This window comes from Mesorhizobium sp. A623, assembly GCF_054489405.1.
Window position 1 is genome coordinate 1 of sequence record NZ_JBTMXB010000045.1, and the last position, 16800, is coordinate 16800.

Sequence of the window (16800 nt, forward strand, 5' to 3'; positions counted from 1 at the left end):
AGCGGCTTCCGCTCTACGGGGTCATAACTACAGGGGTTAAATAGTCGTCGCATTGCACTTCTTGGATTACCATTTCGGCCACAACCGCGACAGCCACTGGGTGGCGGTCGTCGCACGTGAACGGTTGTAGGCATCCGCCGCCTTTTTTATCGCTTCAGACTGGGTGGGATAAGGATGAATGACGCGAGCCAATGTGCGCAGGCCGACCCCTGCGACCATTGCCAAAGTAATCTCACTGATCATTTCACCCGCATGGCTGGCGACGATCGTAGCGCCGAGAATTCGATCCGTCCGCTCCCTGACGTGTATTTTTACGAAACCCACTTCCTCGTCATCTGCGATTGCTCGATCCACATCGTGCATCGGGATCGTAAAGGTCTTGACCGGAATATCCCGCTCGCGCGCTTGTCGTACATAGAGACCGACATGGGCGATCTCCGGATCGGTGTAGGTGCACCAGGGAATCGTCAGAGCGCTGAGCCGTCGGCGACCGAGAAGTAACGCGTTGTGAACCACGATGCGTGCCGACGCATCGGCGGTATCGTTGAACTTGTCGTCGAGACAGACATCACCGGCAGCATAAATGCGTCGATTGGTGGTCTGCAGAAAATCGTTGACGTAGACGCCAGAATTGGCGTCGTAATCAACGCCTGCGGCTTCCAGGTTCAGGTGGTCGACACTGGGTACTCGGCCGGTGCCGATAAGGATGGCATCAACAGTAATCGTACTCTTGTAATCGTCGCTGACTAGATCGACGATCTTCTGACCATTTTGTGATTTCACGTTAATGACTTGCGTATTGAGCCTCACCTCGACGCCGTCGCGGGCCAAGGCGTCGGACAGGATCTGGGCCGCGTCGCGCTCCTCCCTGGGCAGGAAAAGCGGTGGCTTTTGCACGATGACGGTATGTGCGCCGAAGCGGCGGAACGCTTGCGCCATCTCGCAACCGAGCGGCCCACCGCCGATGACAAGAAGACGGCGCGGCAGCTCAGTCTGGTCGAAGACATTCTGGTTGGTCAGATAACCAGCTTCGGCGAGACCGGGAATAGAGGGCGTGTCCGGTCGTGCGCCAGTGGCGATCACCGCTCTTTTGAAGTGCAGCGTCGCTCCGTCGTCCACCTTCAGCATGTCGCTTGCCGTGAATCTCGCCTGGCCGAAGAACACGTCCACGCCGACGGTTGTCAGCCGACGCACTGAATCGGCGCTGCTGATGCGGCTACGGATAGCGCGCATCCGTTGCATGACCTCGGAAAATTCTACGCTGATATCGGCCGGGATGCGCGCACCGTACAAATCGGCGTGCCGCATCTCGGCGTAGAGCCGTGAAGTGCGGATAATGGATTTGGACGGCACGCAGCCGATGTTCAGGCAGGTGCCGCCGAGCAGATGACGCTCGATCAAGGCAACCTTGGCGCCCATTGCCGTCGCGGCATACGCCGCCGCCAATCCCGCCGTACCGGCGCCGATGATCACCAAGCCATATCGGCCGGCAGGCTGTGGATTGCGCCAGTCAGATGGATGCACATTACTCAACCGTTCATGCTCGTAAGCATCATGCGGGGCGGTCGAGACCAATTCGTTACGCTTTTGCAATTGTCGTCTTTCGTGGATCGAGGAGCCTCTACAGCCAGCCGCCGCGGAACCCGGCGCGCCGCAACCCTGCGCCAACGTAGTAACAGCTCCGCGTCAGCCGCCAGATCAGTTGCGTTCGATAATTTTCGATCATCATCACCGTGATACCTTGGTCGAGGCCGAAGTGGCCGGCAGAAACCCAGGCGCCATTTCCCGCGCTCGTGAGTGTTGGATTAAAACTGCTCGTGTATCGCTCAGTTGACAGCATTTCGGGATAGCGGCGGAGCATCTCGCGCGCAGCGCGCAAGGCAATCTCGGATGCGAACGGCAGCGACGCCAGCGCGGACCATCCGCCAAGCGTGCCGTCATCGGGCCCATAAGGCACGCTACGCGCCGCATAGCCGAACAGGCGATGCCGCCTTGTCGATGACGGCGGCTGATCGCTTGGGCCGTCACAGGCTGTCAGGCCCCAGCAAGTTTCGTCATAGCCAACGAAACGGTGGGGATTGCGCCGCGTGTACTCGCGCTGAACTTCGACGGCGCGCCGGCTGTTCTCGAAATAATCGCACTTCTTCTCGCGCATGAAACGATCCCGGATGCCGCGAAAATCGATCCATGCGTGGGAAAACTGATGGACGAACAACGGGCCGGCATACAGAAAATCGTGGCCGTACAAATTCTCCCATTGGTAGGTCCCGGTCCATGCTTCATAGCTGTGCGCCTCTAGTGGATGTGTTGGCGAACCCAGCGCGAGCACATAGAGCACGATCGCCTCGTTGTAGCCTTCCCAACCGTAGTGCAGGAATCCGCACTCAGGCTTCCAGCCTAGTCGAATGGTTGTCTCGCCGCCCAGCGCCCAGATCCAGTCGACACGGCAGTAAAGCGTATCGACGATCCGGCGCAATTCCGATTCCTCGTCGCTATCCGAATCGAAATACGCGCTGGCCGTCAAGGCGCCCGCAATCAGCAACGCCGTGTCGACCATCGACAATTCGCAGCGCCAGACGCGCACACCTGTCCGAATGTCGAGGAAGTGGTAGTAGAAGCCTTTATACCCGGTTGCTCCGGGGTCGCCGCTCTGATCGCTGTCGCTGAAGAAACGCAACGCGGAAAGGCCGCGGCTGACCGCATCCGCACGCGTCATCCAGCCGCGCTCTACCGCGGCTGGATAGACCGACAGCGCAAACCCGACGACGGCAATGCTGCATGGCGAGTTTTCGCGCGAGGTATCGGCAACCAACCCATTGGCCGGATTGACCGACTGCAAGAAGTAGCCAAACGCGGCGCGCTGCAGACGGTCGAGCAGCGCTTCGTCACCTTGCCTTTTACCCACCGGCACCTGCGCCGCGCCGCAGTGATGTTCGGAAACCGTTGGATTACATTTAGATAACGGGCGTGACGACTTGCCGGTGTCGACAAGGAACTTCATCGCATTTTTCAACGTGAACGCGGCCATCAATCATTTGATTTAAGATTAGAGGTTTGGTTCCCAGCGAAACGATTTCGTTTTGCAATAGAAGACGATCTTTGTCGTTTTATCCTTCGTCGGCCTATCGCGGGGCCTGCAATTTGGTTGTGATGTTGCACCGTTTTGAATACCGGCACTGTGGCAAGGACAGCCTCTGACCTTATCGGAGGACAAAATGTTCAAGGGCCGTCAGTTCGACCAGTCGGTGATCCTGCTTTGCGTGCGCTGGTACCTGGCCTACAGCCTGAGCCTGCGTGATCTGGAGGAGATGATGGCCGAGCGTGGCATTGCTGTCGACCACACGACCATTCACCGCTGGACCGTCCGTTACGCACCGCTATTGCTGGAGCGTTTCAACCGACACAAGCGGAGCGTGACTGACAGATGGCATATCGACGAGACTCTGAGTAATTGATCATCAGCGCTCTCTGGCGGCTACTATGGCCGCGTTGAAAAGAGGAGAGCAGAATGGAACAGCCTTTTGTTGGTCTGGACGTGTCAAAGGACGAGACGGCGATTTGCGTTCGAACGCAATGCGGGATTATTAAGGCAGCGTTCAAGAAGCCGACCGATCCTGACGCCATATATCGTGCCTGATTTGTGACCTGAAGCATATCCGGTGTGCGCGGCGACAAACAAGGTGAGACCCTCATCCTGATCGTCGCGCTATATCCGGTGCGTTGTTCTCGAGACCGGCCGGATGGCGAACTGGCTTTACAACGAACTCAGCCAGCGCGGCTTGCCGGTGGTCTGCATCGATGCCCGTCAGGCACATGCCGTGCTGAGCCAGATGCACAATAAAACCGATGCAAATGATGCCGCCATGCTGGCGGAACTTGCCCGCACAGGGTTCTACAAACGCATCGAAGTCAAAAGCCGTATTGCGCAGGAACGCAGAGCCTTGCTACGGGCGCGCGAGGTTGCGATCAAATCCCGAATGAATGTGGAGAATACGATCCGAGGCCTGCTGGCCAGCTTCGGCGTCCGCCTTCCAAAACATCTGAAAACCTATGAAGACAGGGTTCGAAAGGCGCTGGAAGATCAGTCCGATTTGTTAGGAATCATCATGCCGCTTCTACGCCTGCGGACCGAAGCGTTACGTCAGGCTGCGGTTCTGACAAAGGACATGGCGCGTCAGGCCCGCGTGGATGATACCTGCCGGCGCCTGATGACCATTCCGGGCATCGGCGCCGTCAGCGCTGTCACCTACGTTGCCACAATCGACACACCGGACCGTTTTGCCAGATCAAGGTCAGTCGGTGCGTATATTGGTCTGACGTCGCGGCGGTACCAATCGGGCGATATTGATTATGGCGGGCGGATAAGCCAACCCGGAGGCCATCGTTTCCTGTGACGCCAGAAATCGCTTGCAGGATCGCTCCCGACGCTGGCTGAAGCCGATCGAAATCCGCAAGAGTAAATACCTGACAACCGGATCAAGCAGGACCATCGGCGCATCAAGCGCCGTGCCCGGTCAATGCTTGGCTTCAAATCACAGGCATCAGCCGCGATCATCCTGTCCGGTATCGAGATGGACGATGCGCAAACGACAGGCGAGATACGCCTTCAATCAGAATCCGTCCCTGGCAGAGCAGTTCGCATTTCTTGTCGCATAATTGGCCGCAGACCAGGCCTCTTTGTGCTTCCAGTCAGCTGTTGCAACAAACCCATCACTATGGCGCTGACTGGCAAGCGGGGATGAGCAATGGCCCGCAACTGCGAGCTAGTACCCGTCCGAGCATTGGCTGAAGCTCAGGGCCGCAGCGATCCGTCGGAATAGTGGCAGATGCACGGCGCAGGGCTGCATGGCCAAGGGCACTCACGTCATCCTTATCATCGTGGACAGTTGCTGCGGGGAAGGTGCGTATCGGCGAGCGACAGCATCGACAGTCTAGTTGGTCGCGCAACTCCCCGGATCGAAAAGCGTCGTCGGCTTCCGAACCGATGATCTTGGGGCGTATGGCAATGCCGGCCTGCGAAATCCCTGATCGTCGGGATGGGTTGTGGCCGTAGAAACATCACTGCCTACATCTCGTGCGTCAAACCTGTTCACAAATCTCGCCCGTGAGGCGATGCGTGCCCCCTTCGCCAAGGGCACGCATCTCTGCGGCCTACTTCTTGGGAGTGATTTCAGCAGGCATATACCGCGAAATTTCAAAGCCCGCGGAGACCTGGCACATCGTCGGTTTCGTCCAGCTCTTCTTCATGGTCTTTCTCCTTCTACCAGCCCACACGGGCCGATCACGTTATGCAACTATTGCCGAGGGAACGATGGGCAATGCGTGGTCCATCAAACCCGAAAATGGGCGAATAGGCCGATAGGCTTGAAAAGCCGAAAGAAAAAACGCGAAGCTCCTTTGAAAGGTCGGCGCTGGTGCGTCCAGCTTGCCGCCTCTCGCCCACCGAAAATCGCTTCCGCGTTTTTGGCCGATGCAGCCGTCGATCCAGGCTCTCCTGTCTTTCTCATACGCAGGTTCCACCTTGTACAAGGCGGAAGCCCTGGCGATGGTTCCCGTCAATCAGTCCGGAAGACCGAAGATGGTGATCTGGCCGCCGAGCGCTGTATAGTCGGCCAGAGCCGCATAACCACCAACGACGCCCAGTCCCGCTGTTCCGACGACAGTGGCTTCATCACCCTGCGCGCGACCCTGATCGGCAGCGCCATGCCATGCAGCAGCGTTGTCCGGCGACAGCAATCCGCCCGCCAGACCGATGCCGGCCCAGCCGCCTACACCCGACAGCACCGCTATATACTGCTTGCCGTCATGGACGTAGGGGGTGACGTTGCCGACGATGCCCGATGGCGTCTTGAACTTGTAAAGTTCCTTGCCGTCGAGATCGACTGCCTTGATGTAGCCTTCGAGCGTTCCGTAGAAGACCACGTCTCCGGCCGTTGCCAGTGCGCCCGACCAAACCGAGAACTGCTCGGGCTTCGACCAGACGATCTCGCCCTTGGCGGCATCCCAGGCAATGAAGTTGCCCATGTTGCCATCGGCGTTAGGCCCGGGATACATCGACACGGTGGCGCCCACATAAGGCTGACCGGCCGTATAGCTTACCTGGTAGGGTTCATAATCCATGCAGACATGATTGGTCGGTACGTAGAACAGCCCGGTCTTCGGCGAATAGGCCGCCGGCTGCTGGTCCTTGGTTCCAAGAGCGGCCGGGCATACCCCAACGGTGTTGACGTCTTCGCCATTATGCTGGGGCGAATACTTCTCCACGACCTGCGGGCGGCCATATTGGTCGCTCTTCGGGTCCATGTTGACTTCCGTGGCCCAGTTCACTGACGGATCGTATTTCTTGGCGACCAGAAGATCGCCACTGGCGCGGTCCATGGTGTAGGCGAAGCCGTTGCGGTCGAAGTGGACCAGAACGTCATGCTTGGCGCCGTTGACCTCCATGCCATCGACGAGGATCATCTCGTTGACGCCGTCATAGTCCCATTCGTCGTGCGGGGTCATCTGGTAGAGCCACTTGGCCACGCCGGTGTCCGCATCGCGGGCCATGATGGTCATCGACCATTTGTTGTCGCCGGGACGCTGGTTCGAATTCCAGGTGGAAGGATTACTTGTCCCGTAATAGACGAGGTTCAGCTTGGGATCGTAGGAGTACCAGCCCCATGTCGTGCCGCCGCCGGTCTTCCACTGCTCGCCTTCCCAGGACTTGGTGCTGGATTCCGCACCAACTGCCTTGCCGAGTTGCGTCGTCTTTTCGCCGTCGATGAGCGTTTCCGCGTCGGGGCCGGTGGAATAGGCTCTCCAAACCAACGAGCCGTCCTTCAGATTATAGGCCGCCAAAGAGCCGCGAACGCCGAATTCAGCGCCCGATATGCCGATGAGGACCTTGTCCTTGACCACGACGGGTGCTGCCGTGCCGGATTCGCCCTTGCCGCCATCGGTTTGATCGCCATTCTTGACCGACCAGATCTGCTTGCCCGTCTTGGCATCGATGGCCACGACGGTGGTGTCCGCCTGGTTGAGCAGGATCATCGCCGGACGGTCGCCATCGGCGGGCGCATAAGCCACGCCACGGTTGACCGTGTCGCAGCACATGATCGGAATGACGTTCGGGTCCTGCCTGGGCTCGTATTTCCAGAGGATCTTGCCGTCATTGTCGAGGTCGAGCGCGTAGACGATATTCGGGAACGGTGTATGGACATACATCACGTTGCCGATGATCAGCGGGCCACCTTCATGGCCGCGCAATACGCCCGTCGAGAAGCTCCATTTGACCTGGAGATCCTTCACATTGTCCTTGGTGATCTGATCGAGCGGAGAGTAGCGGGTGTTGGCATAATCACCCGTCTGCATCACCCAGTCATTGGGATTTTCCGCCATCTTGGCCAAATCTTCGTTGGCCCAAGCGGAGTAGGCGGCACCGCACGATAAGAACGCGGTGGCCGTTAGAAGGTAGGTAGCTTTTTTGAGTACACGCATCCGAAATCCTCCTGAATCAACCTGGCTCGTCTAGCTTGGACATTGCATGATCCCCTGCTCATCGAGCGGGATTGGAACGCCATGCCGGTTGGAAAAGTGACAATTGCCTATCGACACGCCAAAAAGGTTGACGAGGACAAAGCTCTACCCAATCTGATCGACAGACCAACGAATTTAATCGCCGAATAAATGCAATCTTTATGATGGGTGAGATGCCGCGCCTGCGGCCCGATGTAGGATGGATCGGGGTCTACGCGAAGAATTGTTCAGCAACAGCCATGACGCGGGCGAATAAACTCGCTCTACTCCGCCCATCCGCCCGCGATGGCGTGCAGGCCGGCCAAAGCAGGGCCGACAACGCTCTCGTCGGCATTGGCGGATTGCACCGCGTAAACTGGATAGGAGAACTGCGGCATGTCGGGCACAAGAAAGAGCCGGCCTGCCGTTATATGAGCTTGTACAGCGCTCATCCGGAAATAGCCGGAGCCACCCGCCAGGAGAACGTAGCTTAACGCCAGTGGGCCTAAATCGACGACAAGGTCGGGTGCGTGATCCGGAAAGTCGTGCCCATGGCGGAGTTCAAAATCCGGCCCCCAATCCATCGATACATAATCAGCTTCGTCCAGAACGCGCGCCTCAGGGTCGGTTGTCACGAGTACGAGCTTTTCTTCCAAGAGCAGATCAATCTTCAGGCCGGGGCGATGTTGTGGCGCATATGCAAGTCAGGTTTCCGCCCAAGCTTGGTGCAGTTTTCCCGGCGGCACTGCCCGAAACTCGCCAGTCCGCTTCGCACCCATTCCAAGCCATTCCTTGGCGTTGACGGGGTCGTTGGCAACTTCCGACACAAAATTGGTCATCGATACAATGCGCTGGCGATCCGGAAACTCGCCATTTGACCACGCAGGCATCGGCGCGGAGCAAATCGATCTAGCCAGGCCGCTTCTGAAATGATCAATGCCATTGCAACAGGCCTGATCGTTCAACGGCTTCCCCACGGCCAATCCGCAGTCAAAGAAGGAACCGGCAGCGCCTGAAGCGGGTTGTGTAACCGGGCTTCTATCATCGAGGGCATCCTCCATGGCGAACAAATTCAAGGTCGGCGATCACGTGACGTGGAATTCGGAAGCCGGTCACGTTAGCGGAACGATCAACAAGATCCATACACGCGATTTCGACTATAGAGGGCATACCCATCGCGCCGCCGCCGACGATCCGCAATATGAAATTAAAAGCGACAAGACCGACCATGTCGCGGCGCACAAAGGCAGTGCGCTGACCAGGGTTGCGAGCAAATAGGGGGATGGCATTTCCCTTCTTCACGGTCGGCCATTCCACGCGGACAATCGAGGCGTTCGTCGATCTGCTTCGCGCCGGGGAGGTGACGAAGGTGGTCGATGTCCGGTCGGTGCCGCGATCTCGGACCAATCCCCAATACAATACCGACACGCTTCCCGGGACGCTGGCCGGTTTTCAGATCGGCTACGAACATATCGCGGAGCTGGGCGGACTGCGCGGCAAGACCAAGTCGGCAGAGCCCGGCATCAACGGGTTCTGGGACAATCAGAGCTTCCACAATTATGCCGATTACGCGCTCACGGCCCCATTCCGTAGTGGCTTGGACAAGTTGATCGAGCTGGGGCGCGAGCGGCGATGCGCGATGATGTGTTCCGAAGCCGTCTGGTGGCGCTGCCACCGGCGGTTGATCGCCGATCAACTCCTCGCTCGCGGTGAAAGTGTATTTCACCTTATGGGCAAGGATAAGGTTCAGCCGGCGAAACCGACAGTCGGCGCCCGCTTCGCGAAGGATGGGATCGTGACCTACCCGGCGAAGGATATCTCGGACGGCCCGGCATAGAAAGCCGCAAAGACGATCTCTGTTTTTCCGGCCTTGTTCCGAAAACGACGATCGATCACTTGCCCGGTCCGCGATGCGCTCTTGTGAAAAGATTGACACAGTGAAAGATTGAGACCGAAGCGGAGAGGATGTCGCCGCGCCTCAGCCAGGAGAAAGATGATGAGTATTCAGGGCATTTTATGGACCGTTGTTGTTCTCTTTGCGATCACCGCCGCGGGCGGGTTGGTCATGGCGGGGGTGAGGACATTTTCGGATCGTAATCCGCCGGCATGGTTGGCGATGCTGCACGGCCTGCTGGCCGCCGCGGGTCTGACTCTGCTGCTGTTCGCGGTATTCACCGTCGGTCTTCCGGCGCTCGCGGTTTGGGGATTGATCCTGCTTGTGATTGCTGCGCTGGGCGGCGTATTTTTGAACCTGGGATTTCAAGAAAGGGGTAAGCCGCTTCCCAAACCGGTGATGTATGTTCATGCGTTGATCGCGGTGGTGGGGTTCATTCTGCTCATCATTGCAGCGGCTGGATAAGACGGCTGCATGTTTGTGCGGTTTACGTCGGCAGTAAGACGCCGCAATCGCGGGATCGGTTTCCGATCGCTCTCTAACCTCTAGAAGGGAACCGCAATCGACCATCGGTGCGCGTAGATCGCGCGCAATGCGTTTTGGTGCGCGAGGTGGTTTCCCGGCGCCCCCGCACAGCCCTGGCCCGGCAAACGGGTCGCTGCATTCACCACCAGCACTTGCAACGGGGGCAGCCCGTTCGCGCTGCAATGTCGTCGGATGACGCCCAGAAAATATGGGGCGCTCCGCCAATGCACGGCGATCTCGTCGCAAATCTCTCGATAGCTATATGGCGGCAGGCGGTTGACGGCCCGGCCGACAAGAAGTGGCCATGCCATCCGAGCGCGCTCAATGTGGTCGGTTGTCACATGTCGTCTCCTTGTCCTTATATATAATACAGGCTGACCGGCGCGCCACCTCGGCCCATTCCCGTCGGCGAGAATTCCCGCGCCTTTTCAGAATAATTTTGTCAAGCTAGCATCGCGGCGTGACACGCCCGGCTCCATCATCGACGACGATCCTCTTCGATACCCGCTGCGTCCTGTGCCGGAGGTGGGTGCATTTCCTGCTGCGCCACGAAGCCGACGACCGGATATGTTTTGTCGGCGCATGGACCGGAGCGCGGACTGGAAATCGCGGCGCGGCACGGACGAAGCAAGACCGATCTGCAAGGCAGCTATCTCGTCATTACCCCTTCGGAGACGCTCGATCGCTCGGACGCCACCGTCGCGCTCCTTCGGCACATGCGCGCGCCCTGGCGATGGCTCACCGTGTTGCGTGTTCTGCCGAAGCCGCTGCGCGGCGGCGTCTATGACATCATCGCGCGCAAGCGCTATGCTTGGTTCGGCACGACCGACCAGCGCCTCGAGCCGAGCGCCGTTACACGCGATCGATTCACGTTCGACTGAAAGCGGAGTTTGCCGTTGCTCGTTTCCTGCCGATCGACGGATATCGGCTAATCACGCCTGCTCGCCAAGAGCCGTCGGTCCGCTTCGGCCCATTCGTCGCCAAAAGCGGACCGAGAACTATCCACCCATTCTCAGCCATTTTGGATCTTAGCAAACTTAGGACTTTAGCGACACAACAAATTCATTGTGGCAGGCGAAACGCTGAAGGAGGGAGCAATCTTCGTCGTCTCCTTATAGACCTCAACAGCGAACAGTGTCGTGTAGCGGACCACGTCCGGATCACTGTCGAAGAGGCGGTCGCAGAGCGCCTGATACTCTTCCATATCGCCGAAATGCCCGATCAGCACCGCGTCCAGATCGCCGGTGACACCGAACGCCTGGGTGATCGCCGGTTCCTCCGAAACTCGCGAAGCGAAAGACGACCGCACGTCCTTGGTGTGGTTGCGCGTTGTGACAGTGATGACAGCCCGAATACTGCGCCCGAGTTTGGCCGGGTCCGCGAGATAGACGCAGGCTTTCAGGACGCCCGTTCGCCGCAGCTCCGCGACCCGGCGCAAGCAGGTCGAAGGCGTAGAGCCGACCGCCTCTGCCAACTCCGCCTTGGTGAGCGTACCGTCGGCCTGAAGCACGGCCACGATCCGCAAGTCCAGCTCATCCATATTCAGCGCCTCCTGTGGTCTGAAACGCCATTTTCTCAGATATTTTGGCCACCTTATCCGCCACTTTCGCCGTATCAAAATAAAAAATCGGTGTGGTGAGACGATGAACAATGCAACGCTCGGGCTGATCTGGGCCTTTTCCTTTGTGATCCTGGAAGCGGCACAGGCCGTGTTTTTCGGTGGTGTGTTTCAGGACTACGACTCGTTCCTGATCGGCGGGACAGTCTTTGGATTCACCGCTGCCGGAGCTCTGATCTGGGTGAAGGTGCGGACCCCGGAGCAACTGAAAATTGCGTGGGCCAGCAGAGCCAGCCTGTTCGGGCTGAACCTCTCGACCGCCCTTGTCTGGATCGCATATTTCTTTGCGCTTCAAATGATCGAACCGGCTGTAGTCTTCACCGTCTTTTCAGGGCTGATTCCCATTGCCATCGTGATTGCTTCGGCTTGCGGGGTTCCGGAAGCGTCACCGTTGCGCAACCGGGTCGAAGGCGTCGGCTTGATCACTGTGGTGATCGGCGTCGGTTATCTGGCGGTGATCACACTGCTTGGACAATCAGGCTTCGTGCGAGGCGGCTGGACTGCCGCGATGGGCGGACTGCTGCTGACCTGTGTGTCCGCCATTAGTCTCGCGGCGATGATGATCTACAGCCGGAGGCTCGACCGCCTCGGCATCGCACCGGTTGCGCAATATGCGCTGCGGTTTCCGCTCTACATAGTGGTGGCGCTTTCGTCCGCATGGCTCGGCCTTGATGGGAAAGGTGCGGTCGATCCAAGCGGGCTACTCGCTGTTGTCGTGATCGGCTTCGCGATCATGGCGTTCCCGGTCTTTGCGATGCAGAAGGCGATATCGCTGATGTCCACCCTGACACTGGCCGCGATCACGGCGCTCGGTCCACTGTTCGTTTTCCTGTTTCAGATCGTTGAAGATCGCGTGGCCTACGCACCGGCGACGATGACGGGTCTCATGATCTATTTCGCAGGGGCTGTTCTGGCGGCCTATGGCGGGGCCAGACACCTGCGGACAACGTCGATCGACGAGCGGAAGGACATTACAACCAAGCTCGACCGCGAAATCGCGAAGCTGCACACGACTCATCGCCGCTGAAGACTCTTGCGCCGGCAGGGCTGCCGTCCAGTCTCATTGCATTCGTCGCCCCGGACCGAGCTGCTGCGATAACGGGAACAGAATATGTCCGACGGTGGCACAGTTCCGACGGTGTGACCGGGCATGCTCCTACGTAAACACCATGCACAATGCGTCCGGTTGACGGAGGTGGACGACCAGAAGGCTAGACGCTAATTGGCGTTCGTGACGGTGAGCTTATTCTATTTGACCGCCAATGCCGAATCTCCCACACTCTTCGGTGCGGCGGACCCACGGGCACCCGCAGGCCGGTGCGGGTCTCGGCAACACCCAGTCTCGGGTTCGCACCGGCCATTGGTCCACGCATGTCGTGCAGCATGCCGGCTGCACGATAGGCAAGAACCAACCCCGATGCCCTCTAAGTCCACCCTCATTTACAAACTGACGCCCGCCCAGATCGCCTTCGTCGACCGTCTCGCGACATCGGAGGATGACGTGCGCATGGACGCGCTCAAATATTCGGAGGTGGTCGCCTATCAGGAGTTGGCGAAGCTAGGCATGACAGACATGCAGGTTGGTTCGCGTCGCCGCGTCGCCATCGTGCTGACCGATCTCGGACGGCAGGTCCGCGCCAAGGGCTACTTCTCAAAGAAGCCGGTGATCCGACTAACGGAGCCGCAGATCAACGCGCTCCGCTTCCTTGTAGGCGGACACAGACACTACAATGAAATCCCCGCCCATATGATCGACGTATGCCGCCGCATGGGCCTGCGCGGCTGGGCGGAATGGGAGGAAGATGACGCCGGCGGGTTTCGGGTGAGGATCACGACCGAAGGGTGGCAGGTGCTGATGCTGGTAGATGCTCCGGTGAACACAAGAGTCGATTGACTCCCCATCACCCCGCCGTTCTAGATGGCTCGTGTGGTGGGAGCGATCGTGCCCGGCCTGATCATCAACTCAGCTTTTTTAAAAGAGCAGGAACTAAACGATGCATAAGTTTGAAATTTACAAAGACAAGGCGGGCGAGTACCGCGTTCGCTTTAAATACAACAGCGAAATTATGTTCTCGACGGAGGGCTATTCGAGCAAGGCGAGCGCGCAGAACGCCATTGATTCCATCAAAAAGAACGGCTCCGGTGCGCCGGTTGAGGATAATAGCTAACCTCACCTCATTTTCCGCAAGCCCCGGATTATACCGGGGCTTTTTTGCTTCCTACTAAGCGCATCCAATTCACCCAGAGCCACTCGATGCCAGTGATATTCCTTCTTCCTGTCGCTGCATTTCTCAGCTTCCTGGCTGGTTACCTCGCCAGCGGGCGAACACGAATATTCTGCTTAGCGTTGGGAACCGTGATTGCGCTTCTCTGGCTTTGGTATTTGGTCGCGTTAATCGACCTCGATTTCCCCGACTGACGAATGGGGCGCGCTAGTTGCCACCCTGAAGGCCGCTTGACGCCCCAAATGTTCTTGTATTGTTCACGCACTGCTTGTCCCGCAGCAGGCCCTGCCAACCCCGTCCCCCAACGCCCAATGGCAGGGCCAGCCCTTCGCTGGAAAGCTTGCCTTTCGCCATGTCGAACACATCCTACCCCAAGAAAAGCACCCGAAGCTGATCGTCGTCGTCGCGTTCTACCGTGGCGAGGATAGAGCTATTCCCCGCATTCGGCCCAGCAGAGCGAGGATCGAGCGATCAGGACGGCCAAGGCGTTGGTTGAGAAGCACGTCGGCGTGATTGCTTGGAGCCGGGAAGCTAACCCAGATATCGGAGAGCAGAGCGGCAGCATCAGCAGCAGAGATCGTGTCATTGATCTGGTTCCTTTCGCGGAGGACTTTGACAGAGGATTGGAGTGCAACCACAGCCGCTTGCTGGCGGCCTTCGTGCTTACCGACAGCATAGGAGCCCAGCGCCAACAGAGCAGCGCCAGTGAAGCCGACAACAGCCAGCTTGATCCATGTCGGGATGAATGCGAGCAAAGCGCCCATCGCCTCACCCCTCCACCGCAGCCCGGATCGTCTTGACGCGGCCGACGATCCAAGGACCGATCACCAGCGCGACGATGCCGCCGGCAACACCAAGCCCGGCGAACAGCGCGATAGTCTGCCAAGGCCAGCCGGCAATCGCGGTCAGCGCAGCACCGGCACTGCCCAGGCCGATGCCACTCCAGAACTTCATGAGAACTGCAATCTTTACCGCGTTGGCGGTTTTTGCTCTGTCGGTGTCAGCATATGCGCATGGCGGTGGGTGCCGGAAAAGCTCACCGCCTGGGCAGCGCTGCCACATGGATAACAGTACCGGTAGCGTCCACTGCCATTGAGGATCGCCGTTCTATTCTCTGCCCTCGCAGCTGTTGTATCTACGGCTTCAGCCAGTGATCAGCTGGTCGGCCGCGCATCGGTCATCGACGGCGACACGATCGAAATCCATGGTGAGCGTATCCGCTTCAATGGTGTCGACGCGCCTGAGAGCAGGCAGCTTTGTCAGGATGCTAACGGCCGCGACTACCGCTGTGGTCAGGTCGCGGCGAAGGCTCTGGACAAGTTCCTCTCTCAATCCCGTCCGACGCGATGTGATCTCATCGAGCGCGATCGGTACGGCCGATTTGTAGGTGACTGCTACAGGTCAGACGGCGCTAGTGTGCCGCAATGGCTTGTTCGAAACGGCCATGCCATGGACTGGCCACGCTATTCCGGTGGAGCCTATGCTGGCCAGGAAACAGCGGCGAGATCAGAGCATCTCGGTATTTGGTCAGGCGGGTTTCAAAATCCATGGGACTGGCGAGCCGAACAACGAGCCGTAACCGAGATACCAGCCGTTCCGCTGGTTAGTGCGGCTGGAAACGGCGCCTGCCAAATCAAAGGCAACATCTCCAAAAGGGCGTGCGTATCTACCACGTTCCGGGGCAGAAATTTTACGAGAAGCCCGGATCACTGAAAGCAAGGGTGAGCGCTGGTTTTGCTCGGAGGCCGAAGCGCGAGCCGCTGGCTGGCGAAAGTCAAAGACTTAATTCACTGTCTCAACCGCGGCTTCCTGTCGCCTGTGCCTGGAGGGCGGTGGACTGGTGGCTTGCTTGGCATGGGATGATGGTAGCCGTTACGTGCCGCTGGAACGATTGATGACACCTCGCGTTGCGCCAGTAGCCCGATGGTTTAGAACGGAGACTCCGAAATGGCTGACGATATCGAGGAAATGGCCGGACCCGAAATGGAACAGGTCAAGATCATACTCAACACGCTCTACCTGTGCATCGAATACGCCATGAGGCATGTAGCCGAACATGAGGGAGCGGAAGCCGCCATGGAACTCAAGGGCAACATGCTGAAAGCACTGAAACACGGCGATATCGATATGGCTCTATTGGAAAATGCCAAGACCTTCGACCTTGTCATCCCCAAGATAGAACAGCTTTCCTGGGACGATCCAATCGCCGAGCGGTTATCAGCGCCGCGATGACGGAACTGCTCTATCCTGCTGAAATCCGTTTCGGCGCTGGCGCTTGTCGGTCAAGGACATGTGTTGCTTCCTTCTGGCCCGACACCTTAACTCGTACCTGAGGCTCCCGATGTACACGCATATTCTGATCTCGACCGACGGCTCGGAATTCGCTCAGAAGGGCGTTGACCACGGTCTTTCTTTGGCAAAAGCACTTGGCAGCAAGGTCACGATCATTACGGCGACCGAACCATTTCCGATACCGACTGGAACGGCTGCCTGGGTCGTCACGCCCAATGAGATCGCCGGATATACGGCGGGTCGCAAGAATGAAGCAGAAGATCTGCTTGCTTCGGTCAAGGCGGCGGCAGAGAAGATGGGCATCGATGCCAACGCGGTCCACGTACCCGATGCCAGAGCCGCCACGGCTATTCTGGAAACAGCTCAACGGGCCGGATGCAACCTGATTGTGATGGCGTCTCATGGCCGACGTGGCGTGAAGCGCCTGCTGCTCGGCAGCCAGGCCGCCGAAGTCGTAACCAGCAGCCCGGTGCCTGTCTTGGTCGTAAGGTAAAGGCTTATGCGAGGCCATGCGGGACTGATACCTACTGTCTAGGCGCGATGATCGCTGCCCTTCTTCTACCTCGCTACCCCCTTGCGGGGATAATTTCAGGACGCTCTGAGCTACGCCCGCCCTATCTCTAGCGCCGACGACAGGCCTTGAACCTGCGACCTTCCTGAACTGGTCTTGCCGCACTCTGGCGGCTGGAAAATGGTGAGGGACTGGCCCCGGCTGATTGTTAATCTTTCAGCCTTAGCGTCTCACGTAT

General features: G+C 58.5%; 17 protein-coding genes and 4 pseudogenes. 14 read left to right on the forward strand and 7 right to left on the reverse strand.

Translation table 11 applies throughout. The features are described 5' to 3' along the window. Window positions 1–66: 66 nt before the first annotated feature. Window positions 67–1593, reverse strand: a complete 1527-nt coding sequence (locus ACX3P1_RS24950; RefSeq protein ID WP_459082266.1) for a mercuric reductase — start codon at window positions 1591–1593, stop codon at window positions 67–69. Between the two features lie 28 nt (window positions 1594–1621). Continuing rightward, window positions 1622–3028, reverse strand: coding sequence for a glucoamylase family protein (locus ACX3P1_RS24955; protein WP_459082267.1), 1407 nt, complete (start codon window positions 3026–3028; stop codon window positions 1622–1624). A gap of 187 nt (window positions 3029–3215) precedes the next feature. Here ACX3P1_RS24955 and ACX3P1_RS24960 point away from each other — a divergent pair. From ACX3P1_RS24960 to ACX3P1_RS24970, 3 genes and pseudogenes are all read left to right on the forward strand, one after another. Further along, window positions 3216–3443 (forward strand): annotated as a pseudogene (locus ACX3P1_RS24960) (IS6 family transposase); the annotation flags it as partial. A 267-nt stretch (window positions 3444–3710) separates the two neighbouring features. Next, window positions 3711–4394, forward strand: coding sequence for an IS110 family RNA-guided transposase (locus ACX3P1_RS24965; protein ID WP_459082297.1), 684 nt, complete (start codon window positions 3711–3713; stop codon window positions 4392–4394). Continuing rightward, a pseudogene (locus ACX3P1_RS24970) lies at window positions 4369–4656 on the forward strand (DDE-type integrase/transposase/recombinase); the annotation flags it as partial. The gene ACX3P1_RS24965 and the pseudogene ACX3P1_RS24970, both read left to right, overlap by 26 nt. 903 nt (window positions 4657–5559) lie before the next feature. On the opposite strand, the gene ACX3P1_RS24975 reads toward ACX3P1_RS24970, so the two are convergent. The 3 genes from ACX3P1_RS24975 to ACX3P1_RS24985 form a co-directional block, all read right to left on the reverse strand. Then, window positions 5560–7479 (reverse strand): methanol/ethanol family PQQ-dependent dehydrogenase, encoded by a 1920-nt coding sequence (locus ACX3P1_RS24975; RefSeq protein ID WP_459082268.1) that lies wholly within the window; start codon window positions 7477–7479, stop codon window positions 5560–5562. A 302-nt stretch (window positions 7480–7781) separates the two neighbouring features. Beyond that, on the reverse strand, window positions 7782–8153 hold the full coding sequence (locus ACX3P1_RS24980; RefSeq protein ID WP_459082269.1) for a hypothetical protein: 372 nt from the start codon (window positions 8151–8153) through the stop codon (window positions 7782–7784). A 48-nt stretch (window positions 8154–8201) separates the two neighbouring features. Then, window positions 8202–8462, reverse strand: coding sequence for a hypothetical protein (locus ACX3P1_RS24985; protein WP_459082270.1), 261 nt, complete (start codon window positions 8460–8462; stop codon window positions 8202–8204). A 94-nt stretch (window positions 8463–8556) separates the two neighbouring features. Between ACX3P1_RS24985 and ACX3P1_RS24990 the strand changes: the two genes are divergently transcribed. From ACX3P1_RS24990 to ACX3P1_RS25005, 4 genes are all read left to right on the forward strand, one after another. After that, window positions 8557–8775: a hypervirulence associated TUDOR domain-containing protein gene (locus ACX3P1_RS24990; RefSeq protein WP_459082271.1), complete on the forward strand. Its 219-nt coding sequence runs from the start codon at window positions 8557–8559 to the stop codon at window positions 8773–8775. Between the two features lie 4 nt (window positions 8776–8779). Next, the gene (locus ACX3P1_RS24995) at window positions 8780–9334 is read left to right on the forward strand and encodes a DUF488 domain-containing protein (RefSeq protein ID WP_459082272.1); all 555 of its coding nucleotides are present in this window, start codon (window positions 8780–8782) and stop codon (window positions 9332–9334) included. A gap of 156 nt (window positions 9335–9490) precedes the next feature. After that, on the forward strand, window positions 9491–9856 hold the full coding sequence (locus ACX3P1_RS25000) for a hypothetical protein (RefSeq protein WP_459082273.1): 366 nt from the start codon (window positions 9491–9493) through the stop codon (window positions 9854–9856). 632 nt (window positions 9857–10488) lie between these two features. Continuing rightward, window positions 10489–10797: a thiol-disulfide oxidoreductase DCC family protein gene (locus ACX3P1_RS25005; protein WP_459082274.1), complete on the forward strand. Its 309-nt coding sequence runs from the start codon at window positions 10489–10491 to the stop codon at window positions 10795–10797. Window positions 10798–10961: 164 nt separating this feature from the next. Here ACX3P1_RS25005 and ACX3P1_RS25010 read toward each other — a convergent pair whose 3' ends face one another. Then, on the reverse strand, window positions 10962–11456 hold the full coding sequence (locus tag ACX3P1_RS25010; protein WP_459082275.1) for an Lrp/AsnC family transcriptional regulator: 495 nt from the start codon (window positions 11454–11456) through the stop codon (window positions 10962–10964). 103 nt (window positions 11457–11559) lie between these two features. On the opposite strand from ACX3P1_RS25010, the gene ACX3P1_RS25015 reads away from it, so the two are divergent. From ACX3P1_RS25015 to ACX3P1_RS25030, 4 genes and pseudogenes are all read left to right on the forward strand, one after another. Then, a complete protein-coding gene (locus ACX3P1_RS25015) occupies window positions 11560–12561 on the forward strand; it encodes a hypothetical protein (RefSeq protein ID WP_459082276.1) in 1002 nt (333 codons plus the stop codon). Window positions 12562–12951: 390 nt separating this feature from the next. Next, window positions 12952–13428 (forward strand): hypothetical protein, encoded by a 477-nt coding sequence (locus tag ACX3P1_RS25020; RefSeq protein WP_459082277.1) that lies wholly within the window; start codon window positions 12952–12954, stop codon window positions 13426–13428. A 100-nt stretch (window positions 13429–13528) separates the two neighbouring features. Then, window positions 13529–13702 (forward strand): YegP family protein, encoded by a 174-nt coding sequence (locus tag ACX3P1_RS25025; protein ID WP_459082278.1) that lies wholly within the window; start codon window positions 13529–13531, stop codon window positions 13700–13702. A 420-nt stretch (window positions 13703–14122) separates the two neighbouring features. Further along, window positions 14123–14310, forward strand: a pseudogene (locus tag ACX3P1_RS25030) (hypothetical protein); the annotation flags it as partial. A 217-nt stretch (window positions 14311–14527) separates the two neighbouring features. On the opposite strand, the gene ACX3P1_RS25035 reads toward ACX3P1_RS25030, so the two are convergent. Next, window positions 14528–14713, reverse strand: a complete 186-nt coding sequence (locus tag ACX3P1_RS25035; RefSeq protein ID WP_459082279.1) for a hypothetical protein — start codon at window positions 14711–14713, stop codon at window positions 14528–14530. 138 nt (window positions 14714–14851) lie between these two features. Between ACX3P1_RS25035 and ACX3P1_RS25040 the strand changes: the two are divergent. The 3 genes and pseudogenes from ACX3P1_RS25040 to ACX3P1_RS25050 all read left to right on the forward strand — a co-directional run. Next, window positions 14852–15322, forward strand: a pseudogene (locus ACX3P1_RS25040) (thermonuclease family protein); the annotation flags it as partial. Between the two features lie 384 nt (window positions 15323–15706). Continuing rightward, entirely contained in the window at window positions 15707–15991 is a 285-nt protein-coding gene (locus ACX3P1_RS25045) for a hypothetical protein (RefSeq protein WP_459082280.1), read from the forward strand. Window positions 15992–16100: 109 nt separating this feature from the next. Then, the gene (locus tag ACX3P1_RS25050) at window positions 16101–16544 is read left to right on the forward strand and encodes a universal stress protein (RefSeq protein WP_459082281.1); all 444 of its coding nucleotides are present in this window, start codon (window positions 16101–16103) and stop codon (window positions 16542–16544) included. Window positions 16545–16800 lie beyond the last annotated feature (256 nt).